The organism is Pseudomonas syringae (assembly GCF_000737245.1).
GTDB classification, from domain to species: Bacteria; Pseudomonadota; Gammaproteobacteria; order Pseudomonadales; family Pseudomonadaceae; genus Aquipseudomonas; species Aquipseudomonas syringae_J.
The window spans coordinates 75,708-102,113 of record NZ_JPQU01000027.1 but is presented as its reverse complement, the minus strand read 5'-3'; the positions used below and the strand labels follow the sequence as shown (position 1 = coordinate 102,113).

The window sequence follows — 26,406 nt, the reverse complement described above, 5'->3', positions numbered from 1 at the left end:
GTAAGCGTCCGGCGAAGGCACTTGGCTGAGTTGGTCTACGACGATGATCAACTCGCGTCGATAGGCACGCAGCGCAAAGTCTTTGCCTCTGCGTAGGCAGAATCGTCGCAGCACGATTTCGCTTGGGCACAATTAGGGAATTCGACAGCCTGGCCTGCACGTGGCTGTTGTTGATTTTGATAGACGTCACACAGGGTGAATAATCGATTCCTATCCATGGAACTCAGAGAGCTTTTACTATATTCATCATGAGTGTGCGGATCCACCGATAGCCGGCGTCATGGTGCGTTCGTTCATGCCAGGCCAACATTTTGCTGAAGCCTGGAATTTCAACAGGCGGCTCCAGTACGGTTAACCCATCATCGTGTACTGCCAGTCGGCGGGGCACTACAGCTATCAGATCGCTGACCCTCAGAATTTCTGGCAACACCAGAAAGCTTGTTACCGATACCGTGACCCGTCGTGATTTACCAATCTTCCTCAACGCTTCATCTGTAACACCCTGAAACCTCCCTCCCGATGGAGAAACTAGGATGTGATCCAATGCGCAAAAGCGATCCAACGATAGCTTTTTTTTTGTGGCATCCGGATGATCAGATCGCATTACACATACATAGCTTTCCTCAAACAACAGTTTGGCGTGTAGCCCAGACGCAGCTGCCTCAACGGTAACTAGAGCCAAGTCGATATCACCTCGATCCAGCTGAAGCTGGAGTCCTTGGTTATCAATCGGAAGAACTGAAACCCGAATGTTCGGAGCTAGCTGCCTCAGCGCGCTTAGGAAAGGAACTACGATTGCTCGCAACGCATAGTCGGTCGAGGCAAGCTTTACGATCATGTTGGCAGTTAAAGGATCGAAGGCTTGGGGCTGAAGCATGCCTTCGACATCGGCGAGAAGTTGTTTGACCGGCATCGCTAGCTGTTCCGCACGCAACGTCGGCACGATACCGCGTTGGGCGCGCACGAAGAGGGGGTCATCAAAGCTTTCACGTAGTCTGTTCAGCATGCCGGTCACTGCCGGTTGGGTGAGCGCCAGGCGATCAGCCGCGCGGGTCACACTGCGCTCATCGAGTAAGGCATCCAGTGCCTTGAGCAGATTGAGATCCAGCTTTCTGATATCAGATTTCATGATGTCGTAAATAATTTATCACGATTGGAATTATTTCAAGCTACCACTCATTCTGATGCCAATCCATTACATCAGGTGTCAAATCCCATGAACGAGATATTCTGGCCCCAAGGCTATCTGCCCGGCTTTACCGAGAATTTTGTGTCTAATGAAGTAATCGTCGTTGGCTTGACCGCAGCGCAAATCTGGCCGCTGCTCAGCCAGGCAGCGAAGTGGCCGACCTATTACAGCAACTCGGCAAACGTCATTTTTCACGACCATACCGAATTGGATTTGCAGGACGGAGTGCGCTTTTACTTCGAGACATTTGGTTTTCCCGTCGAAGCACAATGCAATGAATATATCCCTCCTACCTCATCCACTCCTGGGCGGATCGCATGGCACGGGTGGGCAGGCCAAGGCGACACTCGATTGGATGTCCATCATGCATGGCTAATTGAAGATCTATCGCATGGCCGAGTCCGCATCCTCACCCAGGAGACCCAGAAGGGTAAACCGGCTGAAGATCTAGCAAAGGCCAAGCCCAATCCAATGATCAATGGACACCAGGATTGGCTTGATGGGTTGGTGAGCGCCGCTCGTGAGGCCAAGCAAGTATGATGGCGAGCTAACGACTTTGCGTAGCCGTGTCCTCTGTTAGTAGGGATAGAAGCGCTAAACGGCGAAAGCTACGGTAATCATGATTGACTGAACCGGGACTGTCGACCGTTCTAGCCAAGAACCCTGAACTGAGAGTCGGCTCTGCGCTGTATCTAGCAACCCATATGCAGCAGTGTTCGCTCAAACAGGCTTCCAATAATGCGGCAGTAATTGACCAATCTCACTTGCCCGCTGCGTCGGCAGCCGCGTTAGTACATCTTTGAGATAGGCATATGGATCATGACCATTCAGTCTCGCAGACTGGATCAAACTCATGATCGCCGCCGCCCGTTTGCCGCTTCGTAGCGACCCTGCGAAGAGCCAGTTCTTGCGTCCAAGAGCCCATGGCCGAATCTGATTCTCGGCCCAATTGTTGTCAATGGGAACGGCCCCGTCATCGAGGTAGCGCGATAGCGCTGCCCAGCGTTTCAGGCTGTAATCCAGTGCTTTGCTGATAGCCGAACCTTCGGGCACAAGACCACGCTGGGCGATCATCCAGGCATGCAGCATATCCATTACTGGCACGGCTTTTTCTTGCCGTATTCGGTGCCGTAAATCCGGCCCCAAGTTGCGCACTTCACTTTCGATTTCGTAAAGCAACTGGATGTAGCGCAGCGCCTGTTCGGCGAGCATGCTCTTGTTGGTGGCATGCAATTCGAAGAACTTACGCCGGGCATGGGCCATGCAGCCGATCTCGGTTACACCGAGTTCGAAGCTGGCCTTGTAACCGCCAAAATCATCACACACCAGCTTGCCCTTCCAGTCTTGCAGGAAGTTGCGAGCATGCTCACCGGCGCGGCTGGGGCTGAAGTCGTAGACGACAGCTGCTGTTTCGCAGAATTGGCTGGTGGCGTAGGCCCAGACATAAGAACGGTGGGTTTTCTTCGAGCCTGGCGCGAGCATCTGCACCGGTGTTTCATCCGCGTGGACGACCTCCTGGCCGAGCACTACGTCGCGCAACGCATCGAATAGAGGCTGCAACTGCACGCCAGTAACGCCAACCCATTGAGCCAACGTTGAACGTGGAATCGCCAAGCCAGCTCGACCAAAGATCGACTCCTGGCGGTAAAGCGGCAGATGGTCAGCAAACTTCGCGATTATGACGTGAGCAAGTAGCCCAGCAGTCGGGATGCCCTTGTCGACGACCTGCGCCGGAACCGGCGCCTGGATCAGCGTTTCGCAGTCATCGCAGACCCACTTGCCACGAACATGACGCTCGACGGTGAATACGCCGGGCGTGTAATCGAGTTTCTCGCTGACGTCCTCACCGATGCGCTTGAGTGCGCAGCCGCATTGGCAGTGAGTATTGCCCGGTTCGTGATGGATCAACGTGCGTGGAAACTCTGCCGGCAACGCAGTGCGCTTAGGCTTCCGCTTTTGCTCGGTCGGCGACGGATCGGCTTGCAAGGCTTGAAGCTCTGCTTCAATCGCCGCGATATCGGTATCTATCAGGTCATCGAGCAAGCTGGCCTGCTGCGGATTCAGCTGCTCGCTGCGCTTGGCAAACTTCAAACGCTTGAGTTGTGCGATCTCGTGGGTCAGCTTCTCGATCACCGTTTGGTCACGATTGATCTTCTGGCCCATCGTGTCAACCGTCTTACCCAGAATGTCGACTTGATGGTCGAGAGTCTCAACACGCTGCATCAACTGCGCCGCCAACGCGCGCAGTTGTTCAGGATTCAGGTGGTCGAGATAGGGGAAAGTCATGGTGCCGATTTTGCCAGAGCAGACAATTCGCGGCGATAGAGCGATAGGCTAATGGCAGCCGTTAAAGCAGTGTGATCGCGCTGCCGGAGCCCGTGCGCTGCCATGGCAGGCCCAATACCAGGGCATGTAGTTGCTCGGTATCCAACTCCATTTCAGAGCCATAGCGAATGCCTGGCCAGTGGAACTTACCTTGGTTCAATCGGCGAGCAGCCAGCCAGATACCGAAGCCGTCATGCACCAGAACTTTCATACGAGTGGCCCGGCGGTTGGCGAACAGATAAGCACAGTGCGGCTTCGCCGCACCGAACACCGCGATCACTCTGGCCAGCGCAGTCTCGGTGCCAGCGCGCATGTCCATCGGCTCGGTGGCAAGCCAAATGGAGTCAATGCGGATCATCGCAGCAGGTCTCGAAGAAAGTTTACGCAGGCAGCAGCACTTTCGGTCGGCCAATTCACTTTGACGGCGCCGCGCGGGTGTGGAATTTCGAGATAGATAATGGCTGGGGTGACATCCGGTCGTGACGCCGACGACGGCAATGTCATCGGAATAAAGGCAGGTTGCACGACAACACTATTTTGCGATTGCAGCCGAATCCACTTATGGACGAGGTTCGCGTTGAGGCTATGGCTCAACGCGACACTGGCAATTGAAGCGCCAGGCTGGGCACATTCTTGAATGACCTGAGCCTTGAAGGACTTGGAGTAGGAACGGCGTTGTGGCTGCATGAAATACCCGCTTAAAAGGCTGGAACTGGTGCCCACTTAAATTTAAGTGCACACCATGTCCTGGCTTCGAGGGGTTGGGTAGATGACTTGGCCGGACGCATACACCGGCAGTACTGGGGAAGTAATAAACACCATAAAAAAAACCGCTCATTGGCCTGAGTAGCTGTTAGCGCGGCCTAGTTGGGGTTAGCGAATTTCGCCCCTCGACGAACCAAAAGGTAAGTCAGCCCAATTCACCACTGACAGTGATGTTAAGCAAACTTTATGCACTGGCTGACAACGCGCTGGCATCGCGCCTTGCGTGACAAACAATCAAAGGAGGGCGCGATGTAATTCCAAGAGGACGGCGACCAATGTCATAGGAGCCTTACTCCAGAAAGCTGGAGCCTCGCCACACCTCTATGTACTTCGCTGCCAGATGCTCTATTGATTGGAAATCACCGCTGTCGTCGGAGTTTCCTAGCGCAGCGCCATCCAAAGCTAATGCCGAGCATCAGAAAGCCACGTTGAATGCCCAAGCCCCGAATGGAAAATCGAGCCTTTACCGCCGTGACGACTCTGTACCAAAATACCCGGGGCAAAGCCCAAGGCGTCGACTACCGTGGTAGCTCACCCAGTACGGTAACTTTGGGCATCGATAACTGCATCGCCCTCAGGCACCTCGCGCGCGCTGCTCAGGCCTGGCTGCACATTGTCCGTTGTAGCCGACAATACCAGCGGTGAAGGAACGTTACAGTGCAGTCATCTAGTGGATGACTAAATGAAGAGCCGTCGCCGTCCTCATCAGCATGACGATCAACTTGAAAAGAGATGAAACCTAAAGGACGGACTTGTAGTAGAAATGATATTACGCTCAAGGCTGCTACCATGTAGAGCAAGCAGAACGCGGACGCCGTTTGACCCGATAATTTTTTGCGTCGGCTCCAATTAGTTGGGGAGCGACATTCCGCTGCTGTGAGCAGCACTCGGAGTACGCACGAGACCTGCAGAGTATGAGTACCAGTAGGCTCGTGAGGAGCGTGATGGAGGCGATTTAGCTGGTGGGCTTGGGGGTAAAACGTACACAGAGCACATTGGCGGGAGGGATGATGATCGCCATGCCCACGATGTAGTGGGCCGACCAAAGCGAGCATCTCATACCCATCGTATACGCTGTAGATTCACTCGATGATCATATCAGACGTCCTCAAACGTTAAATGCGGCTGAACCGCTAACAGCGACCTTCTAGAACCAAATATCAACGGGTTTTCGAAATGAACTAGAAGCAATAATTTCTCACTCCGAGAACATGAAGTGCGAACCACGAAATGTCGACAAGACGTCCATAGCTAAAATGTTTTCATGCAACGCCCAACTTAGTTCAAAGAAAGGAGACCCAGAACTTCCTATGTGAAGGGGAATCTGAGTCGAGCTGAGTATGAGTTCCTGTGGAATAATCGCCATAATTTCGAAGGTTAACAGATTTAGCGAGCTCGCCAGCCTTTCAACCAGCGTATGAGATTCTTGATCATCTAGCGCCTGTAACCGAAAGCCTGTCAGTGATAATTCGTCATCTGGCGAATGCATGGCGGGCTTAAGTAAAAGCAAGCCAGCTACCATCCTTATTGAAAAGTGAAGTGCACGGCACCGGTTAAGTAATCCATCCAGCTCTGTCGACTTATCAACTGCACCATCGGAAAAGCATCGTAACTGAGCCATCAGCTTCCTACGGCCTCCTAAAAATAAACAAAATTTTGGCATCAATATCGGTTTAAAGTTATACCCAATGCACCTAACACATCTTCTTCAATTGCACAGCACGCAACCAACCTCGTATAAACTTCATCGATATCTTGTTGACTTTCTATAAGCGCCGGCATGAAGCACTCAAAGGTTTCATGCATTAACTCATGCACGACTTGAATAGCCTCCCTTGCGCCTTTAAAGCGTAGGCTCAACTCACCCAGCGCCAACAACATGGCCTCGTCAGCTGTAACATCAAGATCGAGTGCTGACTGCTCGAGAAAGTATAGCTCGTTCAACAACTCGGCCTTCTCAGGAACATTATTTGGCATCCGCATTATAACCATTTTAAAACTGGCAATATTCATGTGATACAAGCGCAGACTTACCCGCACCTCCTCGTAAGCGAAGATAATATTGTTAGCTAACGCCACGCAACCATCTACCCTTTTGAGGTAGTTAGCCACCGCTTTCCGAAAGTCATTCTCTGATTCAATCATTCTGATTAGTAAGTTCTAGGCTTGAGAAGACAAAGCTACACCATATCTAACAATGGATGTATATACGCCCGAAATATTCATCGCTTTCTTCGCATAAATTTCGTTTTTTTCTGCATCTAAACGTAAAAGCCATGTAAAGCCTCGCCCGATCTCTAAACCACGCCCGACTATCAAGTCCTACGACATACCTTTTGCTTTATACTGCGCCTGGAAAGGTGTTGCCCCGTATCTATCTTTGTAATATCGAGAAAACAGCCCTATATCTCCGAATCCCCATCGCATAGCGATTTGCTGCCAACTGCTGCAAACACTTTCGTCGTGAAGATCCGCGTGAGCGCCAGCTAAGCGTATAATCCGAAGATACTGAGTCGGCGATACTTGTTTGTGGGCCTTGAATAAAAGCTGAAGATTTCTCACACTCGTGCAAGCATAGATTGCCACCTCACTGATAGAAATATCTTCACCGGCGTGAGAATGCATGTATTCGATGGCTCGCACTAGATGACGAGGTGCAAGCGGTACGGGGTGGAGTTTTTGTGTAGAACTATAGTTGTGAGGAATATACTCTAACAAAGTTGATATCAATGCCTGCTTCATGTAACCCAATGCCAATGGAGATTGTAAGACCTGATGACAGTGCATTCCATTTTTGATAGATCCAATTATGGAATTAAGCAAAGGCCAGATTCTGCGATCATTATTTAGAATAGGTTGAAACTCCAACCGATTCGTGCAATAAATGCCATGCGCAACCTCTAACTCCTTCATCAGAAGCTTAGCGTCGATCATGATGGTATCCGTATGCGTGCCACGTGCAAACTGCCCTTGGACTAGTCTCGAACTATCAATAACACATAACTGCTGACTCGCACGAATTGTGCCTTGTTTATTCATCTCCCATATAGATTCGCCACGATGAGTAAATGTCACAAAAAAAGAATCAGTTTGCTGCTGCTTTTCAAAACCCCAGCCGGAACTACTTGCTGTGGAGCATATAAACATACTGCCTAAGCTGTAAGTAATTTTCTTATAGTCTAATGGAGAGCTATCGGTGAGCCTCAGCGCTGGTGAAAGCCCGCAATTATTATAATACATCCATAATGATTCTTCATCTTTAAGATGCACTTTAGATATTGAAAAATTATTCACAGCAAGCCCATTAATAGAAGATTAATAAAACCGACTTTTACAACCGATCGAAGCTATTGGTTCAAATCCTTCCTACCGCTTGAGGTCATCCATTTCTACGACATACAAATGACCAAAGTAAATAGAAAAACGAAACGATAGCAGAAAAAACGAAAATCTTTCTGCAAATGCTTTCGACATAAGGTTCTCCTGTTGCGCAATTTTCAGACGGAGGCATTCGTGAATAATGATCGAATAGCCCATCAGGTCGCGGTACCAAAAAAAACGCACTAAACGAAAAAAAAGTGAATAAAACGACAACTGAAACTATTTTAGGTGATTTTATTTGCCTCTTCAGCTTTAAAAATTTAGGCTGTAAATTGTTGATCGCGAGGAATTATTATTCGAAGGAAAACACAAGCTAATTAGCCACAAAGCTATCCAGTTCGTGCGCTAGCATTGCAAATGCAGCTCATTAATGAATTCAGCTATTCATGGCAAAGGTGATCTTGATGAATAAAAACGATGAGTTTCGATACACCCTTCATCATGCCTTAGTAGCGTTAGACTGCGCAACAGTGGAAATGATGAAGCTTGTGTGCCGCGGTGTTTCACTTGATAGTTCTGAGTGGTCAAAGGTGTTAAGCCTCCATTCTGAACGCTACAAAATATTACAGGAAATGCTTTTTCCGCTCGAACACGCCACAAGTGAGCCTATCATGCCGCACGTGTGTGAATATGACTAAAACCTTTAAAACATCAGGCTCTGGATAGATACTTAATGATTCGCACAACGCATTATAAAATTGACTATTTGCTACACGATCAAAGCAAGTGCTTTTATATTTTTTGTGCTGACATGAATGAAGCAATCGCTTGGCATATGGCTGCTGCCGATGCGGGTTATGCAGAACTCCCAAAATTCAGAAGAAGATCGACCTCTATCATGAGTAGATTTCACGCGGAACAGCACGGAATTTCTTCCGTCACTTGGAAGGCCGCGTGAGTCACACTGCGTTGCAGAGTGATTATTAAAGTTTCATGTTCTCTTTTTTAGACTACCAGACGTCCAAGGAGCCTTCGCACCTAGATGGGTTGTACGGAAAATTAGCTACACCACCTTAATGAGACATATTGTATGGCGTTCATTTCAAGAGAGACGGTAGAGTTTCTTACCTATGTTGAGATTTCCCTGTTCAAAAATTGCGAATGGAACACTTTATACAAGCACGACGGAGTGGCGCCGGTCGCTGGAATTTATCGTTGCCAAGGCTGTGGACACGAATTTGCAACAAGTCAAGGTCTGCCTTTTCCCCAGTCGCATGAACATCCTAGTGATAATGCACGTAAAATCCAATGGCGCTTAATTATTAAAGCCAATCAGAAAAGGTTTTTTTGAATACACCAGGCGAAACGTTTGAAGTCAGTAAAGAATTCAGCCCCGGTGCTAATTAGAAACACAGAAAAATACCGACAATTTTTTTACTCGCGACGCTTAGGTTAATCGCAACAACTCGGTAGTGAAGCGCGTTGCCTGTTTTCGAACTCTCTGCACTATCCGCTCCTAGACTGGATAGGTCAGTGCTCAACTGATACGGGTGACTACGGCAGGATGGGGTTGGAAGCGGTGTCCAGCTCCTATTACCAACCCCATCAAGAGTAGCCATGACTTGGCAGCTAGTCTGAGAAGGACTGGCTCCTAGCCTACCCAGCTTATTGCAGTTTTCGGAATGACCTCCGACTCGTCGAGCTTCGAAGCGAACATGCTCACCGCCTCAACGGCGTCGCTGGTGCCGCTGCGTATCTGAAGAATTACTGAGCCTGCTTGATCTGCAAGACCTACGCCGCGCTGTGCTCCCTCTTGAGTGGCGTTCATGCTGGCAACTGCATCACGGGTTTCAGATAGGATCTTCCCGATCATTTCGGCAATTTCTGCTGTTGAGCGGCTCGTACGCCCGGCCAGTTGCCGAACTTCATCGGCCACGACCGCGAAACCTCGACCCTGGTCGCCCGCCCGAGCTGCTTCGATCGCGGCGTTAAGGGCCAGCAGATTGGTCTGATCAGCAATCGCCCGAATAGTATTGACGATGGTTGAGATTTGGTCTGAGCGATCACCCAACTGACTAACAAGCCGCGCGGACGCACCAATGCTTTCCGCTATCTGACGCATCTCTCTGGCTGTCTCGTGAATGACTTGGGCGCCCTGTTCGGCTACTTTCTCTGTTTCCGCTGAAATGTGGTAAGCCCGAGACGCACCGCGCGAATCTTCCTCAAAGCGCTCGATCCGCTCGGAGATATCACTGGCAAATTTGACAATCTTCAGCAGCTTACCGTCAGCGTCGTAAACCGGATTGTACGTCGCTTCTAGCCAAACCACCCTGCCGTGCTTGCCGACACGTTTGAACTGTCCACCGAAGAACTCACCTGCATTCAATCGACGCCAGAACTCGCTGTACTCGCTACTATTGATCAGACTTGGCTCGCAAAAGAGCCGGTGATGCTTTCCCTTAAGCTCATTTAGCCCATAACCCATGGTGTGTAGGAAATTGGCATTGGCTGAAAGAATATTGCCATTAAGATCAAACTCAATAACAGCCATGGCACGATCCAATGCTGCCAGCTTACCCCGAGTCAGTGCTTCTTCAGCGACTTTACTCGTCACATCCAGGGCGTATTTGACGATCCTATCCACTTGACCGAAATCATCAAACACCGGGTTGTAACTGGCTTCGAGCCAGACGATCTGTCCTATAGCGTTAACTCGTTGGAAGGCGCCCGAGACGAATCTACCCCTGCGCAGTTGCGACCAAAATTGATTGTAATCTTCGCTACTAGCCAATGTAGAGGTGCAGAATGCGCGATGCGATTTACCGACCAATTGCTCCGAGCTATAGCCCATGACGGTGAGAAAATTTTCGTTGGCTTGCAGCACCTTACCGTCAAGGTCAAACTCGACTACCGCCATGGAGCGGCCCAGTGCTTCAATCAATCCCTTGTAACGCACCATTTCGGCCCTCGTGGCCTCTAGTTCTTTTTTGATAGATTTGTTGAACATGGACTGACCCTCGGTTGCTGACAACGGACGCTGAAATAATCATCGGCAAGCGATTTAAGAACTTAATGGATGAGCACGAATATAATTTGAAGTCAATTTTTTTGCCTTTACTACCGGTTAAGCAAAATAAAGGCAATGAACCATAATAAATAGGCCGCAAACTTATACTTTGCTGACTGTGAACGTAAGGATACCGCGGGCTTATTAGACCATCTGCGGCTAGTATATTCTGGAGACATTTGGCTTCTTGCTGGGCGCCTCCCTTTTTCGTGCCGGCTAAGGCGCAAAAATATATCATGGAATTATAAATGAATATTGCAGCGCGCCCCAACTCTATAAAACCCAAAGTAGAGGCGCGTTGCATATACTGCAAATCAAAAGTCTTCTCCTAGACTTTGAACTGTTTAACCAACTCAGTCAAGCGAATTGCTAATTTTGAAAGTTCGTTGCTGGCGGTCATAGTTTGATGAGCCCCATCGCTGCTTTGGATAGCCAGATTACGAATACTGATCAAACTTCTATCGACATCCCGCGCGACATAAGCCTGTTCTTCAGAAGCTGCCGCGATTTGAATGTTTCGGTTGTTAATCTCTAATACAGAACTAGCTATCAGACGCAATGAGTCACCAGCGCCTTCAGCGGTAATACGAGTATTTTGCACCTCATCGGTGCTTTTTTGTATGGCCTCCACGGTGATGGACGAGCCAGATTGAATCGCCGCTATCATTTGCTCGATTTCTTGGGTAGATATTTGGGTTCTATGAGCAAGTGCACGCACTTCATCCGCAACGACAGCAAAACCTCTACCCTGCTCACCTGCCCGTGCCGCTTCAATTGCAGCATTCAATGCCAAAAGATTAGTTTGCTCGGCTATCCCACGAATGACGCTCAAAACCTTGCTAATATCTTGGGCTTGTTCCGCCAACGCTAAAACTTGCACCGATGAGTTTTCGACATGACCCGTCAGCACTTCCATGGCAGCCAATGTCTCAGCAACACGTTCGTTCCCTATATCTGCGGACGCACTTGAACCTCGCGCCGCTTCAGAAGTTGATGCAGCGTTACGTGCGACCTCCTCTATAGCAGAAGTCATTTCGTTCACTGCGGTGGCAGCCTGCTCAATCTCGCTGTTCTGCTGCTGAAGCACTCTGTCCGCATCCTCAGTAACGGACATCATCTCCACAGCCGCAGTGCTCAACTGCATAGATGCGCCAGATATCTCTTGAATTGTAGATCTGAGATTGGATGCCATCACGTTGAGTGCTACCATGAGTCGAGATGCTTCATCATCGCCAACAATCATTAACTGGCGTGACAGATTTCCTGACGCTATCTCCTCTGCAAACTCAAGCGACTCAGTGATCGGTTTGACGATACTGTGGGTTAAAGTAACAGCGAGAAAAACCGTCAATACAAGTGCGCTGACGATAACAACTATTAGCACTTGCAAGCTCCGCTGGTAACTTGCCGCAGCTTCAGAACCTAGCTCTTTGGCTTGCAGCGCGATAAACTTCCTGATGATCGTGAGCTTTTCTTGAAAAGCACTCGCTCGCTCAGCTTGTTCTGTATTAGCAAAAACCAGAGCTTTTTCATGATCAGTCTCATTCATATTTAAAAGCTTAAATAATCCATCAATATAAGCATTCATCTTGTCTTCCGCTTCAGAAAACTGAGCTCGGTCTTGCTCACCATAAATCAAATTTGAACGATAATAATCGCTGTTTTTCTTCATGCTTTCGAGCGCGGCCCTCACTTTTGACTCAGCAGCTTCTTTCGCTAGTTCATTAGTATTTGCAAGTAGCCTGATGCTTTCGAGTCGAGCGCTTAGTAATGCAATTTGGATATCGTCGATAACTTGCGTGCTAGGTAGAGCGTTCTCCTCTAATACCTGACTGGCCGAGCGGAGATGTCCCAATTGCAAATAAGAGAACACGCCTATACCGACAAGTATTGATACAATGACACCGAAGAAAAGTGAGGCTCTACCAGAGATTTTGAGATTTCTAATACTCATGTTAACACCTGAAAAACACGTATGAAGATTAATTATACAGACCACTACTTACGCACCTAGCTCTTGCATTCACATAAATCACCTTACCTATGCACATCACAATCTTGAACCAACTATTTAGATCCCCTACCACCCAAGCTTAACGCAGGGCTATTAAGGGCCTATCTTACACACTGCTCTCATCCAAGAGACATTAAGAATCAACGAACATATGGGCCGTAACATCATCAAATTTTACGCAGCTCCAATGTCCCTCCCTTTTCCAACTCAAAATTTCTTTAAAAAAATCAGGTTTATTTGAAACCCCGCACACAAAACAGTTTTTATAATTTAGCAATATGCATGACTGGAAAATCTCCAGCTCCTCGCTGGGTGAATGGACTATAAAGCGCTCGCTCAATAAGCTCTAGGCTTCGAACAAGATAAAAATGCGTTTTTTTATATCTAGTGCGCATTTCTTTAAAAGGTATCTTTTTTCTGGCACCCAGCGAGCCAAGCCTTTAGCGCGCTCTTTTAGAGCCTGCACTTCCGCTTCGTCGGCCGCCACTGCCGTTCGGCCACATCGAAGCTCCGCGGAATTCTTCTTATCTCCAAGCTTGATGCACCGGCACTCGCCCTTCAAAGAGGCCCCGAGAACAACCGGATTGTCCGTCTACTTCCTCTCACGGTATAACGATTATCAAAATTGATTAGATTTTCCATAGCTTTAACAAATCACAATTAAGCACATAATAGAGCGCGTCGATTACGTTGAAATGTCGTGATTTTTTTGAAATTTTAAAGAACAGGCTTGGTCGATAGACCTGTGGGGTACTATCTATCAAGCTATCGAGAGTGACGTATGGAAATTTATATCGCTTCAAACCTCCTAATAGCACATGTAGATGAAGCTTCTGAGCATTTTAAAAATCATGACAACGACATGATAATCCACGAAGGTGAAGGTTCTAAATTTCACTATGCCAAAAAAGTATGTATTCTGGGTACTTCGTTCGTGAGCGTTTCATCAAGCAATTCCGGTTGGGGATACGCAACCAAGAACGAAGTTGATGGCTTTCTAATTTCCATTCCACACCACGGTTCAATTGAATGGAAAACAAACAACGGCAGGCATAGACTTACGGCGGGTGGAATTGCTATAACTGATCAGCGCGACGTGTTTTTAGGCAGCTACTCCCCTGGCATTCAATATACGACCATTTATATTTCTAACTTAGACATCACTAGGTATTTGACCTTGCTTTTAGGAAAGCCTCCAAAAACAAGGGTTTACTTTATGACTTACCAAGCCTCACCACCTCAAATTTCGTTCCTTCAAAATTTAGTAGGGACGATATTGAGCTTCGTTACTAATACATTACTATTAATCCAGAGCATTGCAGAAAGCTTGAAGGAAAGCTTAGTTGGGTTCGTGCTTTACAATTTTCCGAATAATTATAGTCGAACACTGCTTGATGTTAACAGTGTGGTACTTCCCACGCCACACTCCATAAAGATAGCAGCGGAGTTCATGAGGCATAATACCGATCCGCACTTGACGGTCGGTGAGGTCGCAGCGCATGCGGGCATGAGCATCCGGGCCCTACAAGGGGGGTTCAAGCGATATAAGCATACGACGCCTATTTTGTACCTGAGAACAGTGAGACTAGATAAAGCCAGATTCAAGCTTTTAAACGAGCCCGGCATCTCACCAAAGTCTGTTGCGTATGAGTGCGGTTTTCCTAATTACCAGATATTTTGTAAATACTATAATCAGGCCTTTTTCGAGCATCCTAATATCACGTTTGCCAAAGGGGTGACACGGAGTAAAAGCGATCCATAGAGCGCTGCTCTTGATGGCAGGCACTTATGAGTCTACATCCATAGGTTCGAACACTCTAGACTGTACTATTGTTGAATCATTGTTCGAACCTGTTGCTGGGACTCGCTCTGGTAGCTGCTCCCAGACGAGTCAAAAAGCATAGTGATTGCACTTTTCCTTCTACACTAAAACCATGGGAGTTTCGGTAGGTGTGTTGAACGTCTGCTTACCCGACACGTGCTGGTGCAGAATGTGTTCCTCAGACGATTACGTTTCGGCGTCAAACGCTTCAAGCGGGTCGCTTCCCTGGCACACAGCACTGCTGCCGCGATTGCGGCTAGGTAAATTACTACAATGCCTTACAGCATCCATGGATTAGCTGCTGGGCGCATGTTTCTCACACACCCGGGGCATCCGGGGATCCTCCTGACTCGAGTCGATACTCAATCATTAGGACTTCTGGTAATGTATTGGCGTTTTTTTCTACACGCGGTCTCGATATGCGAAAACAGATACTCCTGGTAGAAGATGATCTTAAGGATATTGAGCTAATACTAATAGCCTTGGAGCGAGCGCAGCTGTGGAAAGAAGTCATCATCCTGCGAGACGGTTTAGAGGCTGTAGACTACCTGCATCGGCGCAACGATTTTATGGGGCGTACTGATGGCAATCCTTCAGTGATTTTACTCGACTTGAAGCTTCCGAAAATTGACGGGTTCGGCGTCTTGGAGGCAGTCCGAGCTGATGAGCAAATGCAAAGCATCCCGGTCGCTATGCTCACCAGCTCGAATACGGAAATAGATGTAGGCCGTGCGTATGAGCTCGGCGTAAATGCATACGTCGTGAAGCCCAACGGGTTTAATGAACTCATCTCAGCTGTCTGTGAGTTAAGTCAGTTTTGGGCCGTGTTAAACGAACCGCCACCAGGTTCAACTCGCGCGGCGTTTGACCCACGCTAACTACTACGCTTGGGATATGAACCACAAGAGTCTGAGTGCGTAAGGTAGACGCGTCACCCTTTCGCCCATCAATCCTAAATGCCTGAAAGTAATTCTCTCAGGCATTTGAGCATCCAGTTAAGCAACTCGTAACTCAGCTCACTTTGAACCGTCCGACCAACCCCTGCTGCTGTTCGGCGAGGCGGCCAGTTCGAGGCTGGTAACGGCTGTCCGTTGAGCACCAGCGCTGATCTGGATGACCACAGTGTTGATGTCGTTTACGTTGCGGTGGATCTCCTCGGCAACCTGACTCTGTTGTTCGGCCGCCGAGGCCACTTGTATGTTGCTGTCGCTGACGGTCGCTATGCCCTCGGCTATCTCTTCCAGCAACTCACCCGCACGCACTACGTTGCTTGCGCCCTCTTGAGCCTTACCAAGGGTTTCCTGCATGGAAGTGGCGGCACGGTCGGAGCCAAATTGTAGATTGGCGATCATCTTCTGAATGCTGACGGTCGAATCCTGAGTCTTTTTAGCCAGATTCCGTACTTCGTCGGCAACCACCGCAAATCCACGACCCTGCTCACCCGCACGGGCAGCCTCAATGGCAGCGATCTAAAGCCAGCAGATTGGTTTGCTCGGCGACGCCACGAATTACATCCAGAACCGAAGAGATTGAATAGCTTTCACCCTTAAGTTCCTCAATGATCAGGGATGTTTGTTCAGCTTGAACCTCCACGCGACCTAAAACCTCATACCTCATACCTCATACCTCAATGATCACAGCTCAACGTAAAACCGTTCCTCAGACGACGACCCGAGCGCTTCGGATCTCACCAAATCAGCTATGAGCGTTAGCCGCTCTTCACCACCTTGAAAGACCTGGATCATACGATGTATTGCCTGCGCGTCCGCTGAGTTGCCAGCCGCTTCAAGGCGATCAGCGATTCGCAAAAGCTCTACAGATGACCATTTGAGGTCAGAGCTAATCCCTACAAGATCACGCCTCATCTGAGAGTTTGTACCACCTGGTGCCATCCTAATTTCCCCTTCCATGTAAAACGGGCCTTAGGCATCCGTTCGGATGCCAAATAAAAGTGCTTGAAAAGTCGCGTTGAAAGGTCAGAAATCTAAGCCCGAGAGTACAAATTCCAGCTGCAGATGCGACCCGAATCGCCGGGAGTGTCGTCGCCATGAGCTCCTACTTCAAGCTCCGATCAGTTGGACTACTCATTTCGCATTGACTGTCCATAGCTGGTCGATTTTCGTCGTGAAACTGCTGCTCATGAGATCACGCCGCATCGCCCAATCCGGCGCCGCCGGCACACTTGCCGCACGGAGAGTCCCCCGCCCCCAGCGATCATTGATTTCATCCAGCACGCTCATGACTTTGTCAGCCGCAGCTGGCTGCGAATAGGCGAACAAGTCATCCGTAAACTCACCCGGTTGACGAAGATCCATCAGCAGCACTTCGGCCTTGCTGTACTTGAAACCTGGTCGAAACAGACGATTGACTGCTTCGGTGGCAGCCTTGGTCATCAGCCGAACGTCGTTCGTGGGGTACGGCAATTCAACCAGGGCGCCGTTGGCGTATTTGGCTTCTTCAGGATTGAACATCCCAGTACGGATGCTGACCCGAATTTTTTTGCAAAGAGAATTCTGCGTTCTTAGCTTCTCAGCGGCGCGTTGCGTGTAGGTGGCAACCGCCTCCTTGATAGGCTCAATTTCAGTCAAGCGATTGCCGAACATCCGGCTACAACAGATTTCCTGCTTCGGCGGCTCAGCTTCCCCCAGCTCAAGGCAAGGCGTACCAGCAAGCTCGCGGGCTGTCTTCTCGATCACGACACTAAACTTCTGCCGCAGCGTCCAAGGATCGGCCTTCGCTAAGTCCATAGCTGTCCTGATACCCATAACTTCAAGATGCGCTTTCATCCTTTTGCCAACGCCCCACACCTCACCGACGTCCGTGTTTCGCAGCGTCCAGTCCCGGTTAAACGGATCGCAGATATCTACGACTCCACCCGTCTTCTTCAGGAGACGTTTCGCCGTGTGATTGGCTAGTTTCGCCAGCGTTTTGGTTCGTGCTATTCCAACACCAACTGGAATACCCGTGCGCTGGTAAATGGCGGAACGGATGGTGCGACCGAACGCTGTCAAGTCCCCAGAAATACCTGTCAGATCGGCAAACGCCTCATCGATGCTATAGACCTCCAGGGCTGGCACCATGGACTCGATAATCGTCATCACCCGCTCGCTCATGTCACCGTAAAGCGCGTAGTTACTGCTGAACGCGACGACGCCATTGCGACGCAGGTGATCCTTAATCTGGAAGTACGGCGCGCCCATCGTCACAAACTCTTTCGCATCGTAGCTGCGCGCGATTACGCATCCGTCGTTGTTGGACAAAACCACGATTGGCGTCTTGGCTAAGTCAGGTCTAAAGACTCGCTCACAGCTCGCGTAGAAGCTATTGCAGTCAATCAGGGCGAAGACAGGTTCAGGCCTTGTCATGATCGCGCACGCTGTATTTGACTACTCCCCAGATTACTAGCTCATCGCCTTCCATGACATACCGAGCTGGATACTTAGGATTCTCCGACTTGAGGATGACGTCCTTGCCTCGGATATGGAGGCGTTTGCATACAGGCTCGGTATTAAGTGCCGCGATCACGATGTCGCCATGAACAGCATCCAGGCTACGGTCAACGATGACCAAGTCCCCGCAATAGATGCCAGCGCCCTGCATGCTGTCACCTTCGATCTTTACCAGGTACACATGCGGCGCCCGGATGTCGAAAAGCTCGTCCAGCGAGATGTGCTTCTCGATGTGATCTGCCGCTGGCGAAGGGAAGCCTGCAGGCACATGGAAAGAGTAAAGGGGCAGCTTCTCGCCGCCTGCCGACAACGGGCCAAGGATGGTGACACTCATAATGCGAGCCTTGCAGTGGGTAGCTGTATGTATATACAGTTAACGTTCTCAGCCGCTTGCGGTCAATCTCATATGTAGGAAATTTCGACGGGTGACACCATGTGCGGACGTTATTCGATCTATGAATCGATGGATCACTACCTGAAGGAGCTTGCTCCCAAGCAGCTCGTGATCAATGGCTATGACCTCTGGCCAATCGAGCGTTACAACGTCGCGCCGACGACCCGCGTCGAAATCATCCGCCCCACTGAACAAGGGCTAAGCATCGACAAGGTGAAGTGGGGATGGGCGCCGTTTTGGGCCAAGGGAAAACGTCCTGATCCAATCAACGCAAGGGTCGAGACGGTCATAACAGGGAAATTCTTCAATCAGCTATGGCCCAATGGCCGCGTACTTGCCCCGGCAAATGGCTGGTTCGAGTGGGTAAAAGACCCTGACGATCCTAAGAAGAAACAACCTTACTTCATTACGTTGAAAGACCAGATTCCAATGTTCTTCGCTGGCTTGGCTGAAGTGCATCACGACCTGGAACCAGATGAGCGGGACGGCTTCGTCATCATCACGGCAGACAGCGATCAGGGCATGGTTGATATCCATGACCGCCGACCAGTAGTGCTAGATCCCGAGCACGCCAGGGAATGGGTAGACCCGGAAACCTCACCTGAACGAGCGCGAGAAATCGCACTGGAACACTGCCGGCCCACTGAGGATTTCCACTGGTACAAGGTTGGCAAGGATGTAGGCAATGTTCGCAACCAAGGGCCGCACCTGATAGAGCCCCTGTCACTGCCTTCGGATGTGGATGACTGACCGGGAGTTCCGATGTCTTGGGGGTTGAGCATGAATCCTGTGACGCCTGATGGCCGTTAGTTTGTTGTCAAAAGGCAACTGTGGCGGTGTTCCTACGCGGGCATCGTCCGGTTTTGGTCTACGGCCTTGGCGGATGCCCTCCTTGAGCAACACGCGGTATGGGTGCACACCTTTTTCGATCCTCACCAAGGTGCCGAAGGCGTCAAAAATAACTGCCTTGATCGCCATATCAACTTCCTTGCCTAGGTGTGGAGATTTCGACGTTTGAGCACAGCGAATGCTTCGGCGGTGCAGAAATCGACGTTCTCGTAATTGATTACCGAGAGGTCGACCAGGGCCTGTAGGGCGGTTGGATCAGTGATGTGGGCATAGTCCAAGACGCTCCAGCTCTTGATTTCCGTCTTGAGGATATTGGCAGCTTTAAACGGCAAGGTAGACATGGCTTCGGTCGTGCCTACCCTTGGATTTTCCCATCGATCAGCAGTATCCAGTTTCAGAAAGTAGCAGTTCACTTCCGCGACGTAGAGCAGCCGCGCGGAAGCGCGAAGGTTGAGCGATGTCGTCAACAGCTGCAGAACCGCACCCTCCCCGCGCACGGCGGCTACTGCGTCAATGTAACGGCTGGCACACAGCGGTAATTCTTGGCGTTTGTCGGTCATTGCTAGATCTCCAGCGTGATCTTGGCGGCAGCTTTGTTGGCGTTAAGCATTTCCCTACCTGAACAAGGGCTCTGGGAGCGCGATTACGATCGCTTCGATCACGATGCCTTATCCTCTATCGCCACGGTGGTGATCACCAAAATGGTTCTTCTTCCCTACTGTTCCTCTCTTCCACGGATCACAGCTCGCTGTTCCCGGAGCTGGCGCAGCACGTTACAGGCCAAGCCGATCTGCTGCAGGGCGAGCGGATGTTCCGAATGCTGGGGCACATCAACCGCCTGGTGTTCCAGAACATGGGCGTGAAGAAACACGGGCGCAGGAATCTCAGCTATGCGATGTACACCGGCGCAGATGTTGCCGTTGCACTTGGTCTGGCCGAGCGCAGTGGTTCTGTTAAAAACAATGTCAGCGGTACCGGATGGGAAAATGGCGAAAAAGTCTCAGTCGGTTGTTCGTACAAAGGCCGGGTCTGGTCGCGAGAGCAAGGCTCCATTCCGGCATTCGTACGTTGGTGCACAGAGGTAGGTGCCAAGCTTCTGGACGACAGCATCGTGGTTGACGACATCATTGCGAATGTTCTGATTCCTACGGAAGTTACAGGGTTTCCGAGGGACAGGATCGTGCTCACGGTCGAGTGGCCAGCCGAGATTATTGGCATTGCTGAAGACCGAGTCGTGCTGACCACCCTAGCCTTTCCGGCCGGCCTCCCCATCACCTTCGTTGACTTGCGCTACATCGATGTTGCGGCTAACAACATGCGGTTTTCATTGGCCAGCGACGAAACGGGCGACTTCTCCGAGTTTACGCTCACGGTCGGAGGCGAAAATGGTTACTCCGTCACGCAGACTGCAGGGGACGTTGTCGAACTAACTATAGGTAGAAGTTCGGGGCCATTGAGTCAGTATCTGAGCGAGTACCCGCCCCTAGTACGTTTCGTCGACCTGACCGAGCTGGACGGCAACATGCTCATCCAGCCCCAAGACCCAAGGCACCTGCAGATCGGAGAAGAACGATTCGAGGCCTGGGATTGGACAGGAGTCGACATTACCAAGGAATCTTACTGGAAGGATGATGTTTCCCGAGTCGACTCTGTCCAGTGGAAGGCCGCTCAACATTTCATCCAAGGTGGGTTTCACATTGTATTCGATGACGACGGGGCCGGCGAGGCAGCTGACCTCGTATGCCTCAAGGAAGAAAATGATCGCATCCGCCTTACCCTCATACACTGCAAGTACTCGGGTGGAAAGACTTCTGGCGAACGTGTGAAGGATGTCGTTGAGGTCTGCTCGCAGGCGATAAGGTCGGCGAAATGGAAGTGGCGTTTCTCCGAGCTTGGGAAGCACATTCAAGGTCGTGAAGATCGGCTGACGTCATTACTGCGTCCTACCCGTTACCTCGCGGGCAATGGGTTGATACTCAACGATTTGATCAAAATGGCACGATTCAGACCGATCGAGGCGGAGATCGCGATCGTCCAGCCAGGCCTCTCGGTACGTGATCGCACTGCTGACCAGAATTTGGTGCTTGCCGCCGCGGTGGCCTATCTAAAAGAAACGATAGGGTGCGATATGGATATTGTGTGCAGTGAATGAGTCGTGAGACGTGTACCTCTGAAGTATCGACGCCAGAGGCAAGGTAAGCTTGAGCACCTTTCCCCATGGCGGTCACCCAAAATGCAGGACTTTCTCGAGCGCTTTACCACGAAGAGCTACGAGCCTAGGGCGGAAGACCGACATCTACTGTTGAAGGTTCTGGAGAGCCTCGCCGAAAGCAACGCATACCCGGCTCACCTTCGAAGTGTATTTGACTCCCTTGTGGACGCATCGGGCGATGCCAAGGATCCCGATCTTCTCCGGAGAGCCGTTGGTTTAGCTGACGCCGTTGCGCCCCTCTGTTCGCCAGCCGACGCGTGCCTCATTCAATATTCGTGTTCCAACGCCTGGGCTGATCTGCACGCGCTTGATGCTGAAGGAACTGACCCTCGGAGACTGGATCACCCTGCTCTGCTCAAGCAGCTTTATTTCCTGCACGCAGCGATCCAACACGATGGATTCAAGGGGTTGGCTCCTGCACTTCGTGCGCGGATTTACTGCAACCTAGGCAATGCACTGAGTGTCTGTGGCCGATGGATTGAGGCTCTAGCTGAGTGGCGCAAAGCCTTGGTCGAGCAGCCCATTCTCGGCATGGCGTTGGGCAACCTTGGGGTGGGGCTATGTCGTTATGGCGACGCGCTTTATGACCCTGGGCATACCCACTGGTTCTTCGTCCACGCACGACGTCATCTTGAATCTGCAATTGAAGGCGGTGTCGGCCGCGACGGCGCAACCTATCCTGAGGCGATTGAAGCGTTCCGGTGGTACCAGACCAAGCTTGCTGAACAGGTCGACGAGGAGGATGACTCGCATCTGTTCGGACACAGCCTCGGCTCCTCCAAGGAGGAGCGGCGCTATCGCCAGTGGTGCTTGGATGCACAACTGTTTCTGAACCCTATGAATGATCTGGGTGCCCTGCCCGTCGCCGCTTATGATGTCTTAAGACTGCCTAACCATGACGCTCAGGTTGGGATTACCTACCTGGCGTTTTTCAATCAAATGAAGCAGGAGTACGGCTTCGCCCGTCATTGCCTATACCAGGGAGAGCATTCCCGATCGGTTCACCTAGCCGACAAGGGTTTGTCATTGGCTCACAATTACGACTATGCCCTGTACTCGATGGGACTAGAGCAAATTAAGACCGCATTCCGCAGCGCCTACTCGCTCTTGGATAAGATGGCTTACTTCATAAATGCCTACTGGCAGCTAGGGATACCTGAGCGCAGCGTGAGCTTTCGAACGCTTTGGTTTAAGCCTGTCAAAAAAGGTGCTCCCGCCGCCGACGCATGGGCAATTCGCGACGAATTCAAATCCACACGCAACTCTGCACTGCGCGGCCTATATTGGGTGTCGCAAGACATCTACTCCAAGGTACTCAAGGACGTCGCCAGACCAGATGCCAAAGCGCTGGACGAGTTAAGAAATCACCTTGAGCACAAGTACGCCAAGGTAGTGGACGCTTTTCATTGGATTTCAGGCGCATCGGAGCGCCAGGTCGATGATCTCGCATTCGTCATTGATAGGGATGATCTGGTTGCCAAGACGCACCTGATCATGGCGCTGTGCCGAGCTGCCCTGATCTACCTCTGCCTCGCCATGCACCACGAGGAGTCACAGAAGGGGCGTAATGACGGAGCGCTCGTTGTGCAGCTTCCTGTGGACGATTATCCAGATGATTGGAAAATCTAACGGATTGTACACACGAAGCGGTCAGTCCCTTTAGAGATGCAGTTAGCCTTGGCGCATCAGCTTCGATCCAAGGCTCACAGCCCCTCGCTTCAGGGCATCTCCGCATTTTCAACATCCTGCCGTTACCCTCTGCATCTGCATCACTACTACGCGCCGACTGCCTCCAATAACGGTGATGCAGACATGGCGAGCACTTGACCTTGATGTGTGAACCTCTTAGGTCGACGCGCCTGGGCAATACCAGCGCTCAATCGCGCCTTGTTGACCGTGATGATATACAGGTCTGATTGTGCTCTGACCCCAGTCATCCCAGCCATGAACATAGTTACCGACCATGACCTCTTCACGTTTGACGATCAAGGCATCCACTGTGGGATGGCAGATTCGCCAACCTCGCCTAACACGATCGCAACGCTTTGCTGTGCCCTTGTCACAGCTACGTAGAACGCTGCTGCCGGCCCAGGCTCCAATGCAGTACCCCTTTGTAGGAATTGCGCAATGGGCCCCGTTGCGATGATAAGCACGCGCTCGTATGTGGCGCCCTTTGCAACCTTGAAGTTCACATAGTCCAGATCGAACTGTCTACCAGAGGCCGCACTGACGCGAAGGCAACGCGGGTTAAAAAGTTCTACGTAGTCCATCACATGCCGTGGTGCGATTAGGTACATCCCATCATGGCCTGTCTCGGTGAGATTGAGCGACTCCGTAGGCGGAAAACCCCACTCGGAGTCGAAAATCGTGTCGGAGAATGCAGCGATGCCGGGGCAGCAGCGCCAAGTTGTGGCTCGAAACTCGACCTCAATGCTTCCTTGCTTTTGCATCTCCACGAACCAGTTGATCGCCTGGCTGTAGGCGTACTGCTTGTTTTTTCTTGTCCTCGGGCTTGTTGACAGGACTGACTGCCTGACGTCTCCGACCATGCGAATATCAATTGGGGAGTCGAAAAGTCTTTTCAGAATATCCCAGTCCCAGCCGCTTAAGTCCTGTACTTCGTCCACAAGGATTTCGTCGTATAGACTCTGCAGTCGAAACAGCAACGCGCCTTCGCTCAGGTCAATCAGTTCATGCGCCAACCGGCTTAGCTCGCTGGCGTACACCGCTCCGGATCGGTTGAAAAAACGTGTCCAGCCCTTCGCGAAGCGGTGCGGAAATCCTTCATAATCGAAACCCAGTACTTTTCTCCCAGGAAACGCGAACGGCAGGAACGGCTTGGCGAAATGCCTCAGGAGCAGCGTGTACCACCCCATCACTTCTATATTGGTTTGCTGCCCGGCATAGGTAGAGAGTCGTTCATTCAGCTCGTGCTGATTCCGCTGGGTGAACGTCACCACCAGCACCCTCCTAGAGGCTGGCAGTGCGGAGCAATGCTCCACCAGCCCCTGAGTCTTCCGAGACCCCGCAACGGCCAAGGTGAGATGATTACCCATGAATAAACGCCGCCGCTTCAGCCATGTACTGAGGCGGAGTGATCACCGTTTCAGACGCTGCTATACGCAGGGCACCTTCAGTCTTTTCCCGCTGCATCCAGGTCGCCAGATCAGCATGCCCAGCAACTCCCAGAACTTCGCGAAGCACGGCTTCGCTGTTATGCGAAACCAATTGAGGCTCGAGTGTGCGGCCAAGCGCTACATCGCCAATGAACAGCTGACGCCTATCACCATCCAGCCACTGGTTCACTGAGGTTCTGAGATCCGCCGGTTCTATCCCGTCATTATCTCGAAGTACGGCTACAGGCTTGTTCAGGTTGGCGCAGAGCTCGAGACACCGCGCTAATGAAAGACTGCGCATACTGAGCACGTCGATGCCAAAGGCCATGGGACGCGCACCGTACATGTCGGTGAAGAAACGTTCGAAGACGATCTCATCTGACGGCCCTTCGACCAGCACCAGCTTCTGAGCCAATGCCATACGAAGCGTGTCGAAGCCGGGCAACTTCTGATAGTAGCCCACGGTCTCCGGATCGAGCCCTGTAATGGTTGCTACGGAATCCCGGTTGATCAGGAGCAGGGAATTCAATCCCAGCCTATTGAGCACATAAGCACTATGGGTGCTAATGAATAACTGCTGTTGCTCGCCGGCCAAGCTTTCAATCCGATTTAGAAGAGTCACCAAGCTGGTATGGGAGAGGTGGTTCTCGGGCTCTTCGATCATGATCACTTTGGTTCTATCAGCATGTCGCCCCATGGCCAATGAAATTTTGACCGCGGCCTGCTGCCCTTGACCTGCTAGCGAAAAAGGAACCTCATCAATGTGGGGAGATATGGCGGTTTCCCAAGATGTCCTTGATGTCTGGTCCATCGCGAGTTTCAAAGGCTGTTGCTGCAGCGACGCCTCAAGGGTACCAAGTCGCTGATTGAGATCAGCCAGGGCACCGTCCGACATACCTGCTTTGGCTTCCCGGTAGCGCAGAGAGATCAACGCTTTTTCCGGAGCTTCCAAATGATCGTTGAGAATCTGCCGTAAGTGGTAGTCAACACCGCCAGACGCCTTGATCGTGCGGGAGTCGATGATGGCAGTTGAAAGCTCCCGGGGCCGCCTAGTCAGCTCATTCTCGCCAAAATCGCGCCATTCCACCTTGTAGTACTCTACGGGAAGCAGGGCCGAGGGCGTTGCCAGCCAGGCCTGCAGCTCCTCCTCATACTCCGGGTTTGGTACCACGCTCAGTTTGACACCCGGACAAGCTAACGTCGGGATTGCGCTATTGTGCGCACCGCACAGACGCTGGAGCTCTGGTCTGTTGTCCAGGAAGAGCTCAATCGAGATGGTGGGCCATGCGGGTCGACGACCCACCTGAATATCGCTCAGAAACGCGCTGACCAAGGCGGTGTTAAACCAGTAAGGGTTCAGTTCTTCTGACGCTGCTCGCCCGCCAATACGGCCTGTAAGTCCAAGAGCTATCGCCTCCAGTAGTGACGATTTACCTGCGTCATTACCACCGACGAGCAGATTCATTTTCGCTTCAGGTGTGAGCTCGAAGTCGCGGTGGATCCTGTAGCCCTTGATCTTGATTTTGTTGATCATCGTACGTTCCTAGTACTGGGGGAGACACCCGCCGCGACCGAGGGCGGCTGGCGCAAGTGTTAAAGCACACGCGATTGATATGGCTGTGACGCATGACGACCGAGTCCCGGTATTAAGGTCTACCGAGGCCGGTATTCCTCTTGTATTTAGGCAAAAGCGATTTCAACTCTTCGACAAGGTAGGTGCACGGCCCGATCACCTGGCAGTCCAACGGTGTGTTCTTGGCGTCGGGTGTCACTTGAGAGAGCGGCCCCCCCTACCCGATCGTCTACCCAAATCTTGACCACCCGTGGTGAATTTCAGTGTCAGCCTGGGTCGATTTTCAATGGAGCCACCACAGTGGTTGGAA

General features: G+C 51.1%; 22 protein-coding genes and 5 pseudogenes. 9 read left to right on the top strand and 18 right to left on the bottom strand.

The features are described 5' to 3' along the window. Window positions 1–223: 223 nt before the first annotated feature. Complete coding sequence (locus IV01_RS15780; RefSeq protein WP_032627766.1) at window positions 224–1,129, bottom strand: LysR family transcriptional regulator; 906 nt, start codon at window positions 1,127–1,129, stop codon at window positions 224–226. 87 nt (window positions 1,130–1,216) lie between these two features. Here IV01_RS15780 and IV01_RS15785 point away from each other — a divergent pair, with 87 nt between their 5' ends. Next, entirely contained in the window at window positions 1,217–1,729 is a 513-nt protein-coding gene (locus IV01_RS15785) for a polyketide cyclase (RefSeq protein WP_032627765.1), read from the top strand. A gap of 180 nt (window positions 1,730–1,909) precedes the next feature. Here the strand turns inward: IV01_RS15785 and tnpC are convergent, their stop codons facing one another. The 6 genes from tnpC to IV01_RS0124920 all read right to left on the bottom strand — a co-directional run bounded on the left by tnpC (window position 1,910) and on the right by IV01_RS0124920 (window position 7,573). Beyond that, window positions 1,910–3,475, bottom strand: coding sequence for an IS66 family transposase (tnpC, locus tag IV01_RS15790; protein WP_032627764.1), 1,566 nt, complete (start codon window positions 3,473–3,475; stop codon window positions 1,910–1,912). A 61-nt stretch (window positions 3,476–3,536) separates the two neighbouring features. Further along, on the bottom strand, window positions 3,537–3,872 hold the full coding sequence (gene tnpB, locus IV01_RS15795) for an IS66 family insertion sequence element accessory protein TnpB (RefSeq protein ID WP_032627763.1): 336 nt from the start codon (window positions 3,870–3,872) through the stop codon (window positions 3,537–3,539). Then, on the bottom strand, window positions 3,869–4,201 hold the full coding sequence (tnpA, locus tag IV01_RS15800) for an IS66-like element accessory protein TnpA (RefSeq protein WP_032627762.1): 333 nt from the start codon (window positions 4,199–4,201) through the stop codon (window positions 3,869–3,871). Before tnpA ends, tnpB begins: the two co-directional genes overlap by 4 nt. Before the next feature lie 1,276 nt (window positions 4,202–5,477). Next, window positions 5,478–5,900: a hypothetical protein gene (locus tag IV01_RS15805; RefSeq protein WP_032627761.1), complete on the bottom strand. Its 423-nt coding sequence runs from the start codon at window positions 5,898–5,900 to the stop codon at window positions 5,478–5,480. Between the two features lie 41 nt (window positions 5,901–5,941). Then, window positions 5,942–6,391, bottom strand: a complete 450-nt coding sequence (locus IV01_RS15810; RefSeq protein ID WP_154232206.1) for a hypothetical protein — start codon at window positions 6,389–6,391, stop codon at window positions 5,942–5,944. Window positions 6,392–6,601: 210 nt separating this feature from the next. Then, window positions 6,602–7,573, bottom strand: coding sequence for an AraC family transcriptional regulator (locus IV01_RS0124920; RefSeq protein WP_154232205.1), 972 nt, complete (start codon window positions 7,571–7,573; stop codon window positions 6,602–6,604). A gap of 491 nt (window positions 7,574–8,064) precedes the next feature. Between IV01_RS0124920 and IV01_RS15815 the strand changes: the two genes are divergently transcribed. The 3 genes from IV01_RS15815 (at window position 8,065) to IV01_RS26630 (ending at window position 8,951) form a co-directional block, all read left to right on the top strand. Next, window positions 8,065–8,298, top strand: coding sequence for a hypothetical protein (locus IV01_RS15815; protein WP_154232204.1), 234 nt, complete (start codon window positions 8,065–8,067; stop codon window positions 8,296–8,298). 35 nt (window positions 8,299–8,333) lie between these two features. Further along, entirely contained in the window at window positions 8,334–8,558 is a 225-nt protein-coding gene (locus tag IV01_RS27410) for a DUF6555 family protein (RefSeq protein WP_418903519.1), read from the top strand. 132 nt (window positions 8,559–8,690) lie between these two features. Beyond that, a complete protein-coding gene (locus IV01_RS26630; protein ID WP_154232203.1) occupies window positions 8,691–8,951 on the top strand; it encodes a hypothetical protein in 261 nt (86 codons plus the stop codon). Between the two features lie 300 nt (window positions 8,952–9,251). On the opposite strand, the pseudogene IV01_RS27405 reads toward IV01_RS26630, so the two are convergent. From IV01_RS27405 to IV01_RS27390, 4 genes and pseudogenes are all read right to left on the bottom strand, one after another. Continuing rightward, a pseudogene (locus tag IV01_RS27405) lies at window positions 9,252–9,728 on the bottom strand (methyl-accepting chemotaxis protein); the annotation flags it as partial. A 111-nt stretch (window positions 9,729–9,839) separates the two neighbouring features. Then, a pseudogene (locus IV01_RS27400) lies at window positions 9,840–10,559 on the bottom strand (PAS domain-containing protein); the annotation flags it as partial. A 436-nt stretch (window positions 10,560–10,995) separates the two neighbouring features. Next, entirely contained in the window at window positions 10,996–11,781 is a 786-nt protein-coding gene (locus IV01_RS27395) for a methyl-accepting chemotaxis protein (protein WP_418903520.1), read from the bottom strand. A gap of 72 nt (window positions 11,782–11,853) precedes the next feature. After that, window positions 11,854–12,621: pseudogene (locus IV01_RS27390) on the bottom strand (MCP four helix bundle domain-containing protein); the annotation flags it as partial. Window positions 12,622–13,462: 841 nt separating this feature from the next. Between IV01_RS27390 and IV01_RS0124915 the strand changes: the two are divergent. Both IV01_RS0124915 and IV01_RS15830 read left to right on the top strand, forming a co-directional pair. Further along, window positions 13,463–14,443 (top strand): helix-turn-helix transcriptional regulator, encoded by a 981-nt coding sequence (locus IV01_RS0124915; protein WP_050507419.1) that lies wholly within the window; start codon window positions 13,463–13,465, stop codon window positions 14,441–14,443. Between the two features lie 479 nt (window positions 14,444–14,922). Then, on the top strand, window positions 14,923–15,381 hold the full coding sequence (locus IV01_RS15830; RefSeq protein WP_032627755.1) for a response regulator: 459 nt from the start codon (window positions 14,923–14,925) through the stop codon (window positions 15,379–15,381). Between the two features lie 133 nt (window positions 15,382–15,514). On the opposite strand, the pseudogene IV01_RS15835 reads toward IV01_RS15830, so the two are convergent. From IV01_RS15835 to IV01_RS15850, 3 genes and pseudogenes are all read right to left on the bottom strand, one after another. Then, window positions 15,515–16,015, bottom strand: a pseudogene (locus IV01_RS15835) (methyl-accepting chemotaxis protein); the annotation flags it as partial. Between the two features lie 572 nt (window positions 16,016–16,587). Beyond that, window positions 16,588–17,868, bottom strand: coding sequence for a Y-family DNA polymerase (locus tag IV01_RS15845; RefSeq protein WP_032627752.1), 1,281 nt, complete (start codon window positions 17,866–17,868; stop codon window positions 16,588–16,590). Then, on the bottom strand, window positions 17,855–18,286 hold the full coding sequence (locus IV01_RS15850; protein WP_032627751.1) for a LexA family protein: 432 nt from the start codon (window positions 18,284–18,286) through the stop codon (window positions 17,855–17,857). Before IV01_RS15850 ends, IV01_RS15845 begins: the two co-directional genes overlap by 14 nt. Window positions 18,287–18,385: 99 nt before the next feature. Between IV01_RS15850 and IV01_RS15855 the strand changes: the two genes are divergently transcribed. Next, window positions 18,386–19,096, top strand: a complete 711-nt coding sequence (locus IV01_RS15855; RefSeq protein WP_032627750.1) for an SOS response-associated peptidase — start codon at window positions 18,386–18,388, stop codon at window positions 19,094–19,096. A gap of 99 nt (window positions 19,097–19,195) precedes the next feature. Here the strand turns inward: IV01_RS15855 and IV01_RS27015 are convergent. Next, window positions 19,196–19,324, bottom strand: a pseudogene (locus IV01_RS27015) (HAD family hydrolase); the annotation flags it as partial. A gap of 14 nt (window positions 19,325–19,338) precedes the next feature. After that, window positions 19,339–19,755, bottom strand: coding sequence for a hypothetical protein (locus tag IV01_RS25885; protein ID WP_050507417.1), 417 nt, complete (start codon window positions 19,753–19,755; stop codon window positions 19,339–19,341). A gap of 257 nt (window positions 19,756–20,012) precedes the next feature. Between IV01_RS25885 and IV01_RS0124905 the strand changes: the two genes are divergently transcribed. Together IV01_RS0124905 and IV01_RS15860 are read left to right on the top strand one after the other, a co-directional pair. Next, complete coding sequence (locus IV01_RS0124905) at window positions 20,013–21,347, top strand: hypothetical protein (RefSeq protein WP_229636107.1); 1,335 nt, start codon at window positions 20,013–20,015, stop codon at window positions 21,345–21,347. Between the two features lie 81 nt (window positions 21,348–21,428). Next, window positions 21,429–23,036: an LA2681 family HEPN domain-containing protein gene (locus IV01_RS15860; protein WP_032627749.1), complete on the top strand. Its 1,608-nt coding sequence runs from the start codon at window positions 21,429–21,431 to the stop codon at window positions 23,034–23,036. A 356-nt stretch (window positions 23,037–23,392) separates the two neighbouring features. On the opposite strand, the gene IV01_RS15865 is transcribed toward IV01_RS15860, so the two are convergent. Next, window positions 23,393–24,463: a UvrD-helicase domain-containing protein gene (locus IV01_RS15865; protein ID WP_032627747.1), complete on the bottom strand. Its 1,071-nt coding sequence runs from the start codon at window positions 24,461–24,463 to the stop codon at window positions 23,393–23,395. Further along, complete coding sequence (locus IV01_RS15870; RefSeq protein WP_032627746.1) at window positions 24,456–26,057, bottom strand: ATP-dependent nuclease; 1,602 nt, start codon at window positions 26,055–26,057, stop codon at window positions 24,456–24,458. The genes IV01_RS15865 and IV01_RS15870 overlap by 8 nt, the downstream gene beginning before the upstream one ends. Window positions 26,058–26,406 lie beyond the last annotated feature (349 nt).